This window comes from Nocardioides sp. JQ2195, from assembly GCF_012272695.1.
Lineage (GTDB): Bacteria > Actinomycetota > Actinomycetes > Propionibacteriales > Nocardioidaceae > Nocardioides.
This window is the reverse complement of the sequence record NZ_CP050902.1, coordinates 1,226,151-1,241,339: the sequence shown is the minus strand read 5'-3', so window position 1 is coordinate 1,241,339 and position 15,189 is coordinate 1,226,151. Positions and strand designations below refer to the sequence as shown.

The window sequence follows — 15,189 nt, the reverse complement described above, 5'->3', positions numbered from 1 at the left end:
CCAAGCTGAACGACGATCATTGCAGGGGCGCCGTGGGGAAGGTCAGCACGCCTGAGATTACACGGCGTACGCCGTCGTGCCGGGAATCCCGGCGAGGCCGCGTCGCCGGGCCGCTCAGTTCGCGTCGTCGCTGTCGGCGTGGGCGATGTGGGGCATCTGCTTCCAGATCAGGACCACCAGCAACCCCGACCCGACGAAGGCGAACCAGAAGGGCGCCACGATGCCCCAGGCACCCGCGATGAGTCCGCCGATCCCGGTGCCGATCACCATGCTGCCGAAGACACCGACGAGGTAGACGCTGCCGACGCGGCCCTGGAACTCGGTCGGCACGGCACGCATCCGCACCGTGCGCGACGTGGTTCCCCAGACGAAGGCGTGGGCGCCGAAGATGAACAGGATGACCATGGCGCCGATGCCGCTGCGGTTCAGCGCCAGCGCGAGATGGGTGAAGGTCTCGATCACCAGCCCGACCCGCATGATGTTGCCGAGGGAGAAGCGGGACTCGAGCCAGTCGTAGCAGGCAATGCCGACCAGACCCCCGACGGCGCCCGCCGTGGCGAGCAGCCCGTAGCCGACCTCACCCATGTCGAGCGTCTTGAGCGAGTAGAGCACCAGCACGGACCAGGCAGCGCCGAAGGTGATGTTGAAGGTGACGATGGTCAGCGTCAACGTGCGCACGGCAGCGTGCTGCCAGGTCCAGCGCAGGCCTTCGAGGATGTCCTGGCGGACCTGCTTGTGCTCCTTGGTTGCGGGCACGACCGGCAGGCGCATCTTCGCGACCAGGGCAGCACCCAGCAGCACGACGACACCTTGGGTGACGAAAGGCCACACCATGCCGGCGGCGAAGAGTGCGGCACCCAGCGGCGGCCCGAGCATCTGGTTGACCGTCACGAACCCGGCCATCAGACGGGCATTGGCGACCCCGAGGTCGGCCTTGTCGACCACCATCGGCAGCAAGGTCGACGAGGTGGTGTCGGCAAAGACCTCGGCGGTGCCGAGGAGGAACAGCGCGACCAGCACGACACCGATGCTCACCACGCCGGTGGCGATGGTGGCGACCAGCACCGCCAGCACGCCGGCCCGCATCAGGTCGACGAGCACCACCACCACCCTGCGGTCCAGCCGGTCGGCGAGCACCCCGGCGTACAGACCGAAGAGCAGCCATGGCAGCCGCTGGAGGAGGACTCCCATCGCGACCAGGAACGGGTCGTGCGTCTGGGAGGCGATCAGGAGCGGGCCGGCGGACAGCGCGATGCCGTCGCCGACCTGGCTCACCCAGGAGGAACCGAGCAGCCACCGGAAGTTGGTGCCGAGCCGCCGGGGGACGGCTGCTTCGAGAATTCGGCTCACAAGGACAGGACGCTAGCGGCACAGCGCCACAGCGTCACATCCATTTGTCGCTCAGACCGGCTGCATGTTTTCGATGGGTTCGACCAGATCACTGGGACGTGCGGACTCGAGGGCCTCGTTCTCCTCGCTCAACCGCACGATCAGTGCCTCCAGATCGGCGACGCGCTCACGCAGCGCCCGGTTCTCAGCGGCAAGGCGAGCCGCGATCTGCCGAGCGGGGTGGAGCTGGTCGCTGCTCATGTAGCCGAGAAGCGCCTTGGCCATGCAAAGCCTCCGAAAGAGTGGTCAGCGGGTCGAATGACCCGCCTTCAAGAATCCCACCGTGGGAGGCAATGGTCAAACCCGGGCCGAGCCCCCGCCGTGCCCGGGCTGGGCTTCGGGCTGGGCCTCGGGCTGGGCCTCGGGCTGGGCCTCCCGCTCGGGTACGCGCTCGGGGCGCACCAGGGCAGCCCTCACGCCGAGGATGTGCGCCGTCAGGAGCGCGAGGCGCGGGTCGGTGATCAGCACGAACCTCACCGACCACGACAGCCACCACTCCCCGTGGGAGAAGTCCGGATCCAGCACGTCACCGTCCCTGCTGCGACAGGAACCGATGCACGTGGAGTCGCTCCACCGGGCGTTACGGGCGCCGGAGGAGAGGAGCAGGACCGCACCGACGTGGACGGCCAACACCCAGCCCAGGTGCACGCCGCTGCGCCAGCTCAGCCTGTGCCACGCCGATTCGTCGAACCAAACGACGAGGATCGTGCGCCCGCATCTTCAGCCCCGGGGCCGGCGCTGGCACGTCGGACAGAAGTAGGACGACCGGTTCATGAAGGCGACCCGGCGAATCGGGGTGCCGCACACGTGGCAGGCCTCCCCCTCGCGCCCGTAGGCGTGGAGCGAGCGGTCGAAGTAGCCGCTCTCGCCGTTGACGTTGACGTAGAGTGCGTCGAAGGACGTGCCGCCCTCGTCGAGTGCCTGCACCATCACGTCGGTGGCGTGGCCGGCCAGCTCGCGGACCTTGGTCGCGGTCAGCCGGTCTCCGCGCCGCTCGCCGTGCAGCCGGGCCCGCCACAGCGCCTCGTCGGCATAGATGTTGCCGACGCCGCTGACCAGCGTCTGGTCGAGCAGCAACCGCTTGATCGCGGACGTACGCCGGCGCACGCGACGCACGAAGTCGTCGACGTCGAACGCGTCGTCGAGCAGGTCACGGGCGATGTGGGCGATCTCGGGCGGGAGCTCCGCGCCACCGGGTGAGGTGGCCAGGCCACCGAACATGCGCTGGTCGACGAAGCGGAGCTCCCGCCCGTCGGAGAGGGTGAGACGCACGCGGAGGTGCTTCTCGTCGGCGGCGTCGGGCGGCTGGACCAGCATCTGGCCGCTCATCCCGAGGTGGCCCAGGATCGCGTCGCCCGAGTCGAGGGGCAGCCAGAGGTACTTGCCGCGACGGCGAGCCGCGGTGATCTCGCGACCGGTCAGCGAGGCGACGAACCCGGTGGGGCCGCCCGGATCACGACGGATCGGGCGGGTGTGGAGCACCTCGACGGAGGTGATGGTGCGTCCGACCGCGTGGGTGTCGAGTCCGCGGCGGACCACCTCGACCTCGGGCAGCTCAGGCATGGCTCAGGAGGCGTCGGAGTCGGGAGCCGACTCCTCGACGACCGGCGTCGCCGAGATCTCGCCGTACGCCGTCTCGGCGGCCTGCTGCTCGGCCTCCTTCTTGGAGCGGCCGACGCCGTGGCCGTACAGCTGCTCACCGACGCGGACCTGGGCGGTGAAGGTCTTCAGGTGGTCGGGGCCGGAGTCCTCGATGACGTATTCGGGAACGCCCAGCGCACGATCGGCCGACAGCTCCTGCAGGGAGGTCTTCCAGTCCAGGCCGGCACCCAGGCCGGCGGCTGCTTCGAGCAGCGGGTCGAACAGGAGGTGCACGACGGCGACCGCGTTCTCGAACCCACCGGAGATGTAGATCGCACCGATCACCGCCTCGACGGTGTCGGAGAGGATCGAGGCCTTCTCGCGGCCACCGGTCGACTGCTCACCGCGGCCCAGCTTGATGTGCTCGCCGAGACCGACGGTGCGCGCCACCTCTGCCAAGGCACGCGCGTTGACCACCGCAGCCCGCAACTTGGCCAGCCTGCCCTCGGACAGGTCGGGGTGGGTGCGGTACAGCGTCTCGGTGACGACCACACCGAGCACCGAGTCACCCAGGAACTCCAGGCGCTCGTTGGTCGGCAGACCACCGTTCTCGTACGCGAAGGAACGGTGGGTGAGGGCAAGGTCGAGCAGCTCGGTGTCCAGGACTGGATCACCGAGTGCCGACCTCAGCTCCTCATAGTCGAGTTCCGGCTCCGTGGACGGGTCAGTCGGATCGGAGTGCTCGGAAACCTCGGTCAAGGGTTCAGAGAACCTGACGACGCTCGGCCTTGGCGCCGTACTGGCCGCACTCGCCGCACGCACGGTGCGGAAGGTGCTTGGCACCGCACGCCGGGTTGGCACACGTCACGAGGGACGGCGCAACGGCCTTCCACTGCGAGCGACGGTGACGCGTGTTGCTGCGCGACATCTTCCGCTTCGGGACTGCCACTGTGATCTCCTCTTGATTTGCTCGGGCTGGTCAGCCCGGGCTCAGTCTGTCGTCTTGCTGTCGTCTTGCTTGAGTGTTGCGAGGCCGGCCCACCGAGGGTCGATCGGCGCCTCATGGCTGTGACCAGGATCGTCGGCCAGGTGGGCACCACATTCGGTGCACAGCCCGGGACAGTCTTCATCACACAGAGGCTGGAACGGTAGTGCAAGCACCACCGCATCCCGCAGCACGGGCTCGAGATCAAGCAGGTCTTTCTCGAGCCTTCTGACTTCATTCTCCTCGTCCTCGTCGACGTCGTGGTGACCGTCGTCGTAGACGAAGAGCTCCTGGAACCGCGCTTCGAGCTCGTCGGAGATCGGGTCCAGGCAGCGCACGCACTCGCCGGTGAGCTCGGCATGTGCCGAGCCCGTGACGAGGACACCCTCCATGACCGCTTCCAGACGCAGGTCGAGCTCGACCGGCGTACCTTCGGCGACACCGAGGACTTCGATGCCCAGTTCTGCTGGTGCCGGGACAGTTCGAGTGAACTCACGTTGGGACCCCGGGCGGCGGCCGAGCTCGCGTGTATCGAGCACGAGCGGCGCTCTCGGGTCCAAATGCGCGGTGTTCACAACTCCCTGTCCAGACACAACAAACCGGGTCAAGGCTACCCGGCGTCGGGGCCAGTCAGCAAAACGTCATCGGATGGCGGCAGGGCCTTCTCCGTGGGGTCGGCGAAGGAGCTGCTGCCGGCCAGGTTCTCGATGCCACGGCGCACCTCGGCCAGGGTCCGTTCGAGGGCATGCTCGAAGTTGGCGAACCGCTGCTCGATGTAGGCGTCCGTGTCCTTCTTCATCTGGGCGGCGTCCGCGGCGGCCTCGGTCCGGATCTGGTCGGCCTCGCGGGTGGCGAGCCGGAAGACCTCCGTGTCGGAGACCAGCTCGTCACGCTTGAGCTCGGCCTGGCGGACCACCTCGATGGCGATCTGCTCGCCCTCGGCCACGACCGCGTCGCGATCGGCGAGCACGGCCCGTGACTCCGAGGAGGACTTCTCCAGGGCGGCTTCGAGCCGCGCAGCTGCGTCGAGGAACTCCTGTCGGTTGATCACCGCCGAGGCTGACATCGGCATCGAGCGGGCGCTCTGGATCAGGTCGCGGAGCGCAGCGATCTCGTGGTGGACGTCATTCACCGGAGAGCCTGCGGTTCTCGTCGATGCGGTGGGCAAGGCGTTCGCGCACGAACTCGGGCACCAGCCCGGAGACGTCACCCCCGAAGGTGGCCACCTCCTTGACCAGGCTCGAGGCGAGGAAGGAGTACTCGGGGCTGGTCGGCACGAAGACGGTCTCGATGTCGGCGAGGCTGGAGTTCATCTGCGCCATCTGCAGCTCGTAGTCGAAGTCGCTCACCGCACGCAGGCCCTTGACGATGGCCTGCACGTCGCGCTCCTGGCAGTAGGACGTGAGGAGACCGGAGAACCCGTCGACCTTGACGTTGTGGAACTCCCGGCACGCCTCGGTGAGCATGTCCATCCGCTCATCGGCACTGAAGAGCCGGTTCTTGGACTTGTTGACACCGACCGCCACCACGACCTCATCGAAGAGGAACGACGCCCTCGAGATGATGTCGAGGTGACCGTTCGTCACCGGATCGAATGATCCTGGACAGACCGCTCTGCGCACGGGACTCCTACTCCTCGGTCGCCACGCCGGTTGACGTGGACTCGTGTTGTTCGTGGTCGTGCTGCGCCGCGTGACCATATCTCAGCACGGTCTCTCCGTAACGCTTGTCGCGCCACGGATCCATTCCCTCGGGCCAGCGATGTGACGAAGCCCTCGTTCCGCGCTCCACCACGACCAGCGCGTCGGAGGCCAACCAGTTGTTGGCCACGAGCAGCTCGAGGGCGTGCTCGACGTCGCTGTCCGGCAGGGGGTAGGGCGGGTCGAGGAACACCACGTCGTAGGGCGACTGCGGTGACCTCTGCAGGGTCGTGTCGACCGATTGGGCCAGCACCTCGACACCGGCGAAACCCAGCGAGCGCGCGTTGGCGGAGATCAACGCGGCAGTACGCCGGTCGCGCTCGACGAGGGTGACGGACCCGGCGCCACGCGACCTGGCCTCGAGCCCGATGGCTCCGGAGCCGGCGTAGAGGTCGAGGAAGCGGAGGTCGGCCCAGGTGCCGGCCCAGGACTCGAGCGCGGAGAACAGTGCTTCCCGCACCCGGTCGCTGGTGGGCCGGGTCTGCTCGCCGTCGGGGGTCTCGATGCGCCGCCCACCGGCGGTGCCGCCGATGATGCGCGTCACGCGGACCTCCCCGGGCAGCTGGCGTGGGCGTCTCGTCGCGTCGAGCGTCGTGGGGTGCTCATGATCGCTCCATGAAAGCACTCTGGCTGGAGTGCTCGAGCTCGTCCACCCGCTCGGCGAGCAACGGCGCCGCACGGAGGTCGGGGTCGGCAACGAGCAGCGCCTCCGCCGCGGCACGTGCGGTGACGATGGTCTTCTCGTCACGCACCACCTTGAGGTGCGTGAGGCTGGACTTGAACCCGGACTGTCCGGCACCGAGGACGTCGCCCTCGTGGCGCTGCTCCAGGTCGATGCGGGACAGCTCGAAGCCGTCGGTCGAGGCAGCCACCGCGTCGAGTCGTTCGCGCGCCGGTGACTCCGCCTCACTGTGGGTGACCAACAGGCACAGGCCCGGCAGCCCACCGCGTCCGACGCGACCCCGCAGCTGGTGGAGCTGCGAGACGCCGAACCTGTCGGCGTCGAGGAGCACCATGGTGGTGGCGTTCGCCACGTCGACACCGACCTCGATCACCGTGGTGGAGACCAGCACGTCGATCTCACCTCCTGCGAAGGCCCGCATGACGCGATCCTTGTCGTCCGGCGGCATCTTGCCGTGCAGCTTCTCGACCCTCAGCCCCGACAGAGCACCCTCGGCCAGCTCGGGAGCGAGCTCCTCGACGGCCGCCAGGTTGCCCTCGCGGATGGAGGGGATGAGGGCACCTTCCTCGTCGGTGTCACGCTGGTCGACCTGGCCCTCCTCGGCCTCGTCACCACCGATGCGCGGGCACACGACATAGACCTGGTGTCCCTTCTCGACCTCCTCGCGGACCCGGGCCCAGACCCGCTCGATCCAAGTCGGCTGGTCCTTGAGGGGGACGACGTTCGACTGGATCGGGGCCCGGCCGGCCGGCAGCTCACGGAGCGTGGAGACCTCGAGGTCTCCGAAGACCGTCATCGCGACGGTGCGTGGGATCGGCGTCGCGGTCATCACCAGCAGGTGCGGTGGAGCTCCGGCCTTGTCGGTCAGCGCGGCACGCTGCTCGACGCCGAACCGGTGCTGCTCGTCGACCACGACGAGGCCGAGGTCGGCGAACTGGACGTTGTCCTCGAGCAGGGCGTGGGTGCCGATCACCAGGCCCGCTTCCCCACTGGCCATCCGCAGCATCGCCTCCTGGCGGGCCGCCTTGTTCATCGAACCGGTCAGCAGGGCCACCGTGGTGGCGTCGGCCGCGCCACCCAGCATGCCGCCGGCCGCGAGGTCGCCGAGCATGGCGGTGATCGACCGGTGGTGCTGCTGGGCGAGCACCTCGGTCGGCGCGAGGAGAGCCGCCTGTCCGCCCGAGTCGACTACGCGCAGCATGGCGCGCAGGGCCACCAGTGTCTTGCCGGAGCCGACCTCTCCCTGGAGCAGGCGGTTCATCGGGTGCGACTGGGCCAGGTCGGCCTCGACCTGTGCACCGATCTGCTGCTGCCCCTCGGTCAGGGTGAACGGCAGGCGGGCGTCGAACTCCGCGAGCAGTCCCCCGCCCCCCTCCCGTGGCTCGGCGCCGAGGGCTCGGACCGCGGCCCGGCGACGAGCGAGCACGATCTGGGTGACCAACGCCTCCTCGAAGCGGAAGCGTTTGCGGGCCGCACCGAGCTGGCCGTGGTCGTCGGGCGAGTGCATCCACCGGAGGGCGGTGTGGACGTCGACCAGGCCGTGGTCGTGGCGCACCGACTCGGGCAGGACCTCGGGCAGGTCGTCGACCACCGTGAGCGCGAAGCTGACCACCCGCTGGATGTCCCAGGTCTCGACGGAGCCCGTGGTCCGATAGATCGGGAAGAGTGCCTTCAGACCCTCCGCCATCGCCAGTGCCGACTCGGCCTGGGCGTCATCGGGGTCGTCGGTGAGCATCACCATCTGCGGGTGGGCCAGCTGCCACTGGCTGTTGAACTGGCTCACCTTGCCGGTGAAGACGCCCTTGGCTCCGGGACGGAGGCGGCGCTCGTGCCAGTCGGCAATGCCCTTGCTGCGCGCGAAGAGGGTCAGCTTCAACGCTGGCCCGTCGGTCTTGATGACCGCCTCGACCCGGAACGCCGTACGCCCGGTCCGGCGGTCGCGATAGGAGGCCTGTCGGCTGCTGAGCACGTCCGCCACCACGGTCAGGGGTTGGCCCTCGACCAGGTTGCCGACCTCGCTGGCCTCTCCAGTCCTGAGGTAGGTGCGGGGGAAGTGCCAGAGGAGGTCGCCGACGGTGCGCATGCCGAGGTTCTCCTGCAGCGCCTTCGCCTTGGTGGCGTCCTTCTTGCCGCCACCGAGGACGGTCGCGATCGGGGACTCGAGGGTGATTCCGGTCATGGGTGTCGAAGAACTCCGTCAGTCAGGTCGCCGCTCATTCGACGGCGAGGAGCAGCGGGTAGCGCTCCTGACCACCGTCGTACACCACGACATCCACAATCGGGTACGCCGACTCGACGTACTGCTCGCACCGGGCGGCCAGGTCCGTCCCGTCGACGCCGGCCACCAGCGTGATCAGCTCACCACCACCGCCGATCAGCTTGTCGATGATGCCGGCGGCCACCTCGAAGAGGTCTTGGCCGACCAGCGCGAAGTCGCCCTCGATCACGCCGAGGACGTCACCGGGCTCGCACGGACCCGCCATCGTGATCGCCTGCTTGGCCGCGACGGTGACGCCACCGTGGCGCGCGTGCCGCGCGGTCGCCGTCATGTGGAGGAGGTCCTGGTCGAACGACCGGCCGGGTTCGTGGACCGCGATCGCGGCGAGTCCTTGGACCTGGGCCTGGGTGGGGATCACCGCCACTCGGACGTCACCGGACTCCTCGGCGGTGCGTGCGGCAATCTCGGCGACGCGCACGGAGTCGGAGTCGTTGGGCAGGACGACGACCTCGGCGGCCGCGCAGTCCTCGATCGCCTCGAGCAGCATTCCGGTGCTGGGCCGTTGCCCGGGCCCTCCGGTGACCACCACGGCGCCCGCCTCCTCGAAGAGCTCGCGCAGTCCCGCTCCGGCAGCCACGGCGACGATGCGACGACCCGTGCGCGACGAGGCATTCTGCTGCGCCTCCTCGACCTGTTCGGCGAAGTGCGTGACCCGGACCCGGTGCGGGCGACCGGCGACGATGCCGGCCTCGATGGCGGCACCGACGTCGTCGACGTGGACGTGGACGTTCCACAGGCCCTCTCCCCCGACGACGACCAGCGAGTCACCGAGACCCGCGAGTGTCTCCTTGAGGCCGCTGATGCCTTCGTCGTCGGCGTCGAGGAGATACATCACTTCGTAGGACGGGCCTCCGGGCTGCAGGTCGTTGGTCGGCATCGGGACGGGGATCTGCCGGCTCGTGCGCGGCCGATCGATCGGACGCCGCCCCGTCAACGCGGTCTCCGCTGCGTCGAGGATCACGCAGAGGCCACGGCCACCGGCGTCGACGACGCCCGCATCGGCCAACGCCTTCAGCTGGGTGGGGGTCTTCTCCAGCGCCTCCCGGGCAGCCTGCGCAGCGGCACCGAGCACGGCTGTGGTGCGATTCCCGGACTGGGCCGCCGCCTCGATCGCAGCGTCGGCGGCAGCGCGGGACACGGTGAGCATGGTGCCCTCGACCGGTGTCCCGACGGCTGCGTAGCTCGCCACCGTCGCCTCGTGCAGTGCCTGCCCGAAGATCTGCGCATGACGGGCAGCGGGGTCGGGGTCGGCGATCCGCGACGCCACTGCTCCGAGCATCTGCGACAGGATCACGCCAGAGTTGCCGCGAGCGCCCAGGAGCGCGCCGCGGGAGAACGTGGCCATCGCGACGGCCAGGTCGGCCGTGGGGTCTCCTCCGGTCGCCTCCATCAGCGCTTCACGGGCCGCGGACACGGTGAGGAACATGTTGGTGCCGGTGTCGCCGTCCGGGACGGGGTAGACGTTGAGCGCGTCGATCTCCTCCCGCGCCTCGCCCAGCGCGGAGGTGGCGATGTCGACGAACTTGAGGATGGCGGCCAGGTCGAAGCGCTGGTCCCGCTTGTCGCCCATCCGTCCTCCCCTCGTCGTGGTGCGCGATCGCCGCGCGCACGCTCGTCGTACGTGCGTGGAGGTCAGGTTAGTGGAACCGCCGTCGGGCTCGCGGGCTCGTGCCCACGTTGCGGATCCGGAGTCCGCTCGCGATCGATTTCCGTGTTCGGCCACCGATCAGATACTCTTGTTCGGTTGCCCGCGAGCCGACCTGCTCCGGGCCCTCTCGTTCCAACCTCGATCTTTCCAGGAGTTCACGGTGGCTGCCGTCTGTGACATCTGCGCCAAGAAGCCAGGCTTCGGTAACAACCGTCCTTGGTCGCGCAAGATTACGAAGCGTCGCTTCAACCCGAACATTCAGCGTGTCCGCGCCACCGTCAACGGTGCCCCGAAGCGCATGAACGTCTGCACCGGCTGCCTCAAGGCCGGCAAGGTCTCCCGCTGACCTGAGCCGAGGAGCCCCCGGACCTGTGGGTCCGGGGGCTCTTTCGCGTCCCCGCGAGCGACCGCCGCGTCGCGTCCCCCGGACAGCACAAGACCCCCGCCATCGTGACGGGGGTCCTGACGTTGCTGGTCGTGGAGCTCTCAGTCGAGCACCTCGGGGCTGAGCTCGTCGTCGCCGAGCCACTCCTGGCCGTCGTCCCAGAGGAGGTCGACGGAGTCACCCTGGCGATCACGGTCCTTGCCGGTGCCTCGTCCCCCTGTGCCGGGGGCCATCGCGCCGCGGCCCGATCCGCGCGAGCCGCGCGAGCCGGCTGTTCCGCTGGTGCCCCTCGTGCCGGACTGGCCGGGCACCATGCCGCGCGACCCGGGGCGTCCGGCCGTCGCGCTCGAACGGCCTGCCGCCGACTGGCCGGGCATCATCGTGTTGCGCCCGAGCACTCCGCGTGCCGGCGTCGATGAGCTGGACCGGCCGAGCGCCGCACTGCGCGCCGGGGTCGACCCGGGGATCGCCGTGCCAGCAGTGCGACTGACCGCGGCGCTCGACAGGGTCGGCGCGACCACCGGGCTCGCGCTGGTGGGTGTGGGGCTCGTCGTCGGGCCGATCGACGTCGTCGGCGAGGGACCTGTCGACGGGGGTGCCGTGGGTGCCGACTGGAGCAACCCGTTGTGGTCGGGATTGTTGACGGGTGTGGTGTTCGGGGTGTGGTGGACGGTCGGCGGCTCGGTGGTCAGGTGCGGCGGTTCCTGGGTCGGTGTCTGCGTGCCCGTGTTGACCGTGTGCGTCGTCGGAGTGGCCGTCGAGGTGCTCTCGATCTGCGGCTGCCGGATCACACCCGGGTTGCTGCTGGTCGGCCGACCGGAGGAGGGGCTGATGTCGGCGTTGGTGGTGGAGTTGGTCACGCTGCCCGGCTGCTCCATGCCGGCCACCTTGCGCATCTTCGACGTGGCCTGCTCCATCTCGGAGTCGTAGGTGGCTAGGACCTGACGCGCCTTGGCCTCCGCAGCATTCACGGAGTTGGCGTGGGTGGTGTTGACCCTCTCGGCGTCGTTCAGCGCCTCCGTGCGCTTCCTGATGGCTTCCTTCGAGTGGCCGGTGATGCCCGCCGTCGGATTGTCGGCAGCCGGTTCGGTGACCACGGGAAGCGTGTTGTACTCGGTCCACGCGGTGGACGAGGCCTCCCGCGCCTTCTTGACGGCGTCGGCCACGTCGGTCATCTCGGTGTGGCGCTTGTTCACCATGTCGATGAGCTTCTGGTAGGTGTTCACCGCAGCACGCCCCGGGTCGTGCTCGCCCGAGGAGACGTACTCGTCCTCCATCCGGTCCCTCTGCTTGGTGAGTGTCACGACCAGGCTGGCCAGGTCTGCTGCACCGTCGGCCCAGGACTTCTCCGCGTCGCTGAGGTTGCCGAAGTTGGTCTTCAGGATCTGCTTGAGCTTCAGCTCATGGGGACCCGCGTAGGGGTTGTTGCGCGGAGTGAATCCACTCCCGTCCCCACCGCCCTTGGGAATCATGCGGTGTCACCTCCGTCCGCACCTTCCGCGAGGGCAGCCTCGCGTCGGTCCTCTGCCGCGTTGACGTCGATGTCGCCGATGTCGTTGAGAGAGTTCTCGTCGAGGGTGGTCGTCGGGTCCACCGACATCCCCGGCATGTAGCCACCGAAGAGCTCGAACGCGCGCACGGTGTCGTCCTCGGCCTCGAGCAGGGTGGCCACGGCCTTCCTCAGCCCGCCACCGAAGGTGACCAGGTCGTCGTGCACACCCTCGAGCGTGGTCTTCACGACGTTCTCCGCGGTGCCGTGGACCAGGACGAACTGTGCAGCCGTGTCGAAGTCACCGAAGGTGGCCTCGTTGACGGAGACGCTGGAGAGCGGCTCCGACTCCTTCAGGTACTTGTTCGCGAACTTGATCGTGTCCTGTCCCAGTGCATCGACCTCGTCCGGGTCTATCTTGACCACAGAACATCTCCTCCCGAGCTCCACGTTTCCTCTGACGATCCGCCTTCTGCCCAGTGGGACGAGAATACAAACCAACCATGACGTGGGAAGTTCATCTTCACCTTGGATGCACTGTGTGACTAGGGTGTTCGCATCGCCTGTTCCGACCTCGGGAGTCACATGCGCATCACCATCACCACAGTCAGCCTGCTGCTGGCCGTGAGCCTGCTCGCTGGTTGCGGCGACAACGACGACGCGAACGGCAACGGGCCTTCGCAGGAGTCCTCAGGAGCCACCAGTGCCTCCGCCTCGCCGTCGGCCTCGCCATCGGTCTCGCCATCGGTCTCTGCCGAGGCAGACCGAGGGGTCGAGGTCGCGCGTTCTGACTACACCTTCAACCTGCCGAAGGACTGGATCGACTCCACCGACGACCAGGCCCTGGCCGGCCCCGAGGACGCCTACGGCAGCGTCGCCGTCGGCGCCGATCACCGGGTGACCGTCGATGCCGAGCCCGATGTCTCCCAGGAGCTCTTCGACCACGGCCTCAAGGAGATGGTCGGGAACATGAAGCGCCTCTACGCCAGCAACGGGAAGCAGCTGGCCGACACGACCTGGGCCGGCGAGGCCGCCACCCATGTGCAAGGGAGCGGGCAGGCGAGCGGGACCCGCGCCCAGGTCTTCTACTTCCGCCATGAGAACACCGCCTACATCATCTGTGTGCAGACCCCCGGCAGCCAGGCGCAGAACGAGGCCGCCGTCGATGCGCTCCGCTCCAGCTGGACCTGGAAGTAGCGGGCCCGAGCCGGGTCAGAAGTGGGTCCAGCCGGTCTCGCCCTCGTAGGGTGCGCCGTCGACGGTGACCGTGGCCCCGTCGTGGTCGGGCTCGTTGACCGAGCCGATCACCTGCCAGCCCTCTGGGACGGCCTCGACGTCACTGAAGGTCGCCAGCAACGGGTGGTCGTCTCCCCCACCGAGGATGAACTGCATGGGATCGGCCCCGAGGGCGGCAGCGATGGCGTGCAACGGCTCCGCGATCTCGAAGCTCTCGGTGGTGATGTCGATCGCGACCTGGGAGTCCTCCGCGATGTGCGCGGCGTCGGCGAGGAGGCCGTCTGACACGTCGATCATCGACGTCGCGCCGGCATCCGCCGCGACCTGGCCCGCGTCGTACGGCGGTGCGGGTCGCCGGTAGGCCTCGACCAGCACCCGCGGCGAGCGGAACCCGCGCCCCAGGACGGCCAGGCCTCCCGCGGCCCAGCCCTGGCGACCGCACAGCGCGACCACGTCCCCGACAGTGGCACCGGAGCGGACGACGGGGGCGACGGTGCAGGCACCGATGACGGTGACCGAGATGACCAGGCTCTCGGAGCGCGTCACATCGCCACCGACCACGCTGGCGCCGACCTTCGCGCACTCGTCGGCGAACCCGCGGGCGAAGTCGAGCGCCCAGGCCACCGGGAGGTCTGCGGGTGCGGCCAGCCCGATGGTCAGTGACGAAGCGCGACCGCCCATCGCATTGATGTCGGAGAGGTTCTGGGCCGCGGCTCGGGCACCCACGTCGGCGGCCGAGGCCCAGTCCCGGCGGAAGTGACGGCCCTCGACCATCATGTCCGTGGACACCACGACGTGCCCGGACCTGACGCGCAGCACGGCGGCATCGTCGCCCGGGCCGATGAGGACGTGTTCCCCTTGGTCGAAGATCTCCCTGAGCGCTGAGATGAGTCCGAACTCGCCGGCATCGGCCAAGGTGCTGTCAGGTGGGAACGGGGCGGCAGGCATGGCCACATCCCATCAGGACTGCAATGGCCACCACCTTTCGACACGCGGGCCCGAGGCGGTAGGTTGGCGTGGCAATGTCCACACACGCAGACCGAGGAGCACCCATGGTCGTCCAGGCCTACATCCTGATCCAGACCGATGTCGGCAAGGCCGCTGAGGTTGCCGCTTCCATCGCCCAGATCTCCGGCGTCAACGTCGCCGAGGACGTCACCGGCCCCTACGACGTGATCGTTCGTGCCGAGGCACGCAACGTCGACGAGCTCGGCAAGCTGGTCGTCTCGAAGGTGCAGAACCTCGAGGGCATCACCCGCACGCTCACCTGCCCGGTCGTCCACATCTGAGCAGCGCGCCCTTGCACCCTGCTCCACGCCCTGGTCGTCGGCGCCCCGTGTCCCTCCGGACCCGGGGCGCCGTCGCGTGCACCCTCCTGTCGACCGTCCTCGCCGGATGCTCGGGGGCCGTGGAGATCGACTCCCCCGACGTCGACGACAGCACCGAGGCCACCTGCCGCTCCTTCCTCGACGCCCTGCCCTCGGAGCTCGCCGACCAGGAGTCCGTCGAGGTCTCTCCCGACGGAGCCCTCGGCCGGGCCTGGGGCGATCCGGCCATCGTGGTCACCTGCGGTGTGCCGATGCCCGAGGAGTTCGACAAGTTCTCGGCCTGCTGGGAGACGGACGGTGTGGGTTGGTTCGTTCCCGACGGCCAGGTCGAGGACCCCGCCGCCGACGTCACGCTGACCACGATCGGCTACGCCCCCAACGTGCAGATCCACCTCCCCGGCGAGCTCCGACCACCGGACGCTGTCACCGTCGAGGTGGGCGCCGTCGTGAAGGAGACTCTCCAGCGATCAGGCAGGGGCTGCGTCTGA

At 68.8% G+C, this 15,189-nt stretch carries 19 protein-coding genes; 4 read left to right on the top strand and 15 right to left on the bottom strand.

Going from position 1 to position 15,189, the window contains the following annotated elements:
- Positions 1 to 114 precede the first annotated feature (114 nt).
- The 12 genes from ncot_RS05960 to ncot_RS05905 all read right to left on the bottom strand — a co-directional run bounded on the left by ncot_RS05960 (position 115) and on the right by ncot_RS05905 (position 10,185).
- Complete coding sequence (locus ncot_RS05960; RefSeq protein ID WP_168616780.1) at positions 115 to 1,350, bottom strand: MFS transporter; 1,236 nt, start codon at positions 1,348 to 1,350, stop codon at positions 115 to 117.
- A 51-nt stretch (positions 1,351 to 1,401) separates the two neighbouring features.
- The gene (locus ncot_RS05955) at positions 1,402 to 1,614 is read right to left on the bottom strand and encodes a hypothetical protein (protein WP_240938092.1); all 213 of its coding nucleotides are present in this window, start codon (positions 1,612 to 1,614) and stop codon (positions 1,402 to 1,404) included.
- A gap of 72 nt (positions 1,615 to 1,686) precedes the next feature.
- Complete coding sequence (locus tag ncot_RS05950; protein ID WP_168616779.1) at positions 1,687 to 2,037, bottom strand: hypothetical protein; 351 nt, start codon at positions 2,035 to 2,037, stop codon at positions 1,687 to 1,689.
- Between the two features lie 72 nt (positions 2,038 to 2,109).
- On the bottom strand, positions 2,110 to 2,952 hold the full coding sequence (gene mutM, locus ncot_RS05945) for a bifunctional DNA-formamidopyrimidine glycosylase/DNA-(apurinic or apyrimidinic site) lyase (RefSeq protein ID WP_168616778.1): 843 nt from the start codon (positions 2,950 to 2,952) through the stop codon (positions 2,110 to 2,112).
- Positions 2,953 to 2,955: 3 nt separating this feature from the next.
- Positions 2,956 to 3,660 carry a ribonuclease III gene (gene rnc / locus ncot_RS05940; protein ID WP_240938164.1) on the bottom strand — a complete coding sequence of 235 codons (705 nt, stop codon included), beginning with the start codon at positions 3,658 to 3,660 and terminating at the stop codon, positions 2,956 to 2,958.
- Positions 3,661 to 3,733: 73 nt separating this feature from the next.
- Entirely contained in the window at positions 3,734 to 3,919 is a 186-nt protein-coding gene (gene rpmF, locus ncot_RS05935; protein WP_057323446.1) for a 50S ribosomal protein L32, read from the bottom strand.
- 41 nt (positions 3,920 to 3,960) lie between these two features.
- A complete protein-coding gene (locus ncot_RS05930) occupies positions 3,961 to 4,530 on the bottom strand; it encodes a YceD family protein (RefSeq protein ID WP_240938091.1) in 570 nt (189 codons plus the stop codon).
- A gap of 35 nt (positions 4,531 to 4,565) precedes the next feature.
- Complete coding sequence (locus tag ncot_RS05925; protein WP_168616776.1) at positions 4,566 to 5,087, bottom strand: hypothetical protein; 522 nt, start codon at positions 5,085 to 5,087, stop codon at positions 4,566 to 4,568.
- Positions 5,080 to 5,577 carry a pantetheine-phosphate adenylyltransferase gene (gene coaD / locus ncot_RS05920; RefSeq protein WP_168616775.1) on the bottom strand — a complete coding sequence of 166 codons (498 nt, stop codon included), beginning with the start codon at positions 5,575 to 5,577 and terminating at the stop codon, positions 5,080 to 5,082. Before coaD ends, ncot_RS05925 begins: the two co-directional genes overlap by 8 nt.
- A gap of 7 nt (positions 5,578 to 5,584) precedes the next feature.
- Positions 5,585 to 6,199 carry a 16S rRNA (guanine(966)-N(2))-methyltransferase RsmD gene (gene rsmD / locus ncot_RS05915; protein WP_168616774.1) on the bottom strand — a complete coding sequence of 205 codons (615 nt, stop codon included), beginning with the start codon at positions 6,197 to 6,199 and terminating at the stop codon, positions 5,585 to 5,587.
- A gap of 58 nt (positions 6,200 to 6,257) precedes the next feature.
- Positions 6,258 to 8,516, bottom strand: a complete 2,259-nt coding sequence (locus ncot_RS05910; protein ID WP_168616773.1) for an ATP-dependent DNA helicase RecG — start codon at positions 8,514 to 8,516, stop codon at positions 6,258 to 6,260.
- Positions 8,517 to 8,550: 34 nt separating this feature from the next.
- On the bottom strand, positions 8,551 to 10,185 hold the full coding sequence (locus ncot_RS05905) for a DAK2 domain-containing protein (protein ID WP_168616772.1): 1,635 nt from the start codon (positions 10,183 to 10,185) through the stop codon (positions 8,551 to 8,553).
- A gap of 238 nt (positions 10,186 to 10,423) precedes the next feature.
- Between ncot_RS05905 and rpmB the strand changes: the two genes are divergently transcribed.
- The gene (gene rpmB, locus ncot_RS05900) at positions 10,424 to 10,609 is read left to right on the top strand and encodes a 50S ribosomal protein L28 (RefSeq protein ID WP_057323439.1); all 186 of its coding nucleotides are present in this window, start codon (positions 10,424 to 10,426) and stop codon (positions 10,607 to 10,609) included.
- Positions 10,610 to 10,749: 140 nt separating this feature from the next.
- Here rpmB and ncot_RS05895 read toward each other — a convergent pair whose 3' ends face one another.
- Complete coding sequence (locus ncot_RS05895) at positions 10,750 to 12,120, bottom strand: hypothetical protein (protein WP_168616771.1); 1,371 nt, start codon at positions 12,118 to 12,120, stop codon at positions 10,750 to 10,752.
- Entirely contained in the window at positions 12,117 to 12,563 is a 447-nt protein-coding gene (locus tag ncot_RS05890) for a hypothetical protein (RefSeq protein ID WP_168616770.1), read from the bottom strand. Before ncot_RS05890 ends, ncot_RS05895 begins: the two co-directional genes overlap by 4 nt.
- 159 nt (positions 12,564 to 12,722) lie before the next feature.
- Here ncot_RS05890 and ncot_RS05885 point away from each other — a divergent pair, with 159 nt between their 5' ends.
- A complete protein-coding gene (locus tag ncot_RS05885) occupies positions 12,723 to 13,334 on the top strand; it encodes a hypothetical protein (RefSeq protein WP_168616769.1) in 612 nt (203 codons plus the stop codon).
- A gap of 15 nt (positions 13,335 to 13,349) precedes the next feature.
- On the opposite strand, the gene ncot_RS05880 is transcribed toward ncot_RS05885, so the two are convergent.
- Positions 13,350 to 14,321 (bottom strand): thiamine-phosphate kinase, encoded by a 972-nt coding sequence (locus ncot_RS05880; protein ID WP_168616768.1) that lies wholly within the window; start codon positions 14,319 to 14,321, stop codon positions 13,350 to 13,352.
- A gap of 104 nt (positions 14,322 to 14,425) precedes the next feature.
- Here ncot_RS05880 and ncot_RS05875 point away from each other — a divergent pair, with 104 nt between their 5' ends.
- On the top strand, positions 14,426 to 14,662 hold the full coding sequence (locus ncot_RS05875) for an Lrp/AsnC ligand binding domain-containing protein (protein ID WP_168616767.1): 237 nt from the start codon (positions 14,426 to 14,428) through the stop codon (positions 14,660 to 14,662).
- A 119-nt stretch (positions 14,663 to 14,781) separates the two neighbouring features.
- On the top strand, positions 14,782 to 15,189 hold the full coding sequence (locus ncot_RS05870; protein WP_168616766.1) for a DUF3515 domain-containing protein: 408 nt from the start codon (positions 14,782 to 14,784) through the stop codon (positions 15,187 to 15,189).

Excerpts from the sequence above, each read along its gene's own strand:
- ncot_RS05910 (WP_168616773.1), bottom strand. The coding sequence starts at position 8,516 with ATGACCGGAATCACCCTCGAGTCCCCGATCGCGACCGTCCTCGGTGGC.
- mutM (WP_168616778.1), bottom strand. The coding sequence starts at position 2,952 with ATGCCTGAGCTGCCCGAGGTCGAGGTGGTCCGCCGCGGACTCGACACC.
- ncot_RS05880 (WP_168616768.1), bottom strand. The coding sequence starts at position 14,321 with ATGCCTGCCGCCCCGTTCCCACCTGACAGCACCTTGGCCGATGCCGGC.
- ncot_RS05955 (WP_240938092.1), bottom strand. The coding sequence starts at position 1,614 with ATGGCCAAGGCGCTTCTCGGCTACATGAGCAGCGACCAGCTCCACCCC.
- ncot_RS05875 (WP_168616767.1), top strand. The coding sequence starts at position 14,426 with ATGGTCGTCCAGGCCTACATCCTGATCCAGACCGATGTCGGCAAGGCC.
- ncot_RS05885 (WP_168616769.1), top strand. The coding sequence starts at position 12,723 with ATGCGCATCACCATCACCACAGTCAGCCTGCTGCTGGCCGTGAGCCTG.
- ncot_RS05905 (WP_168616772.1), bottom strand. The coding sequence starts at position 10,185 with ATGGGCGACAAGCGGGACCAGCGCTTCGACCTGGCCGCCATCCTCAAG.
- ncot_RS05895 (WP_168616771.1), bottom strand. The coding sequence starts at position 12,120 with ATGATTCCCAAGGGCGGTGGGGACGGGAGTGGATTCACTCCGCGCAAC.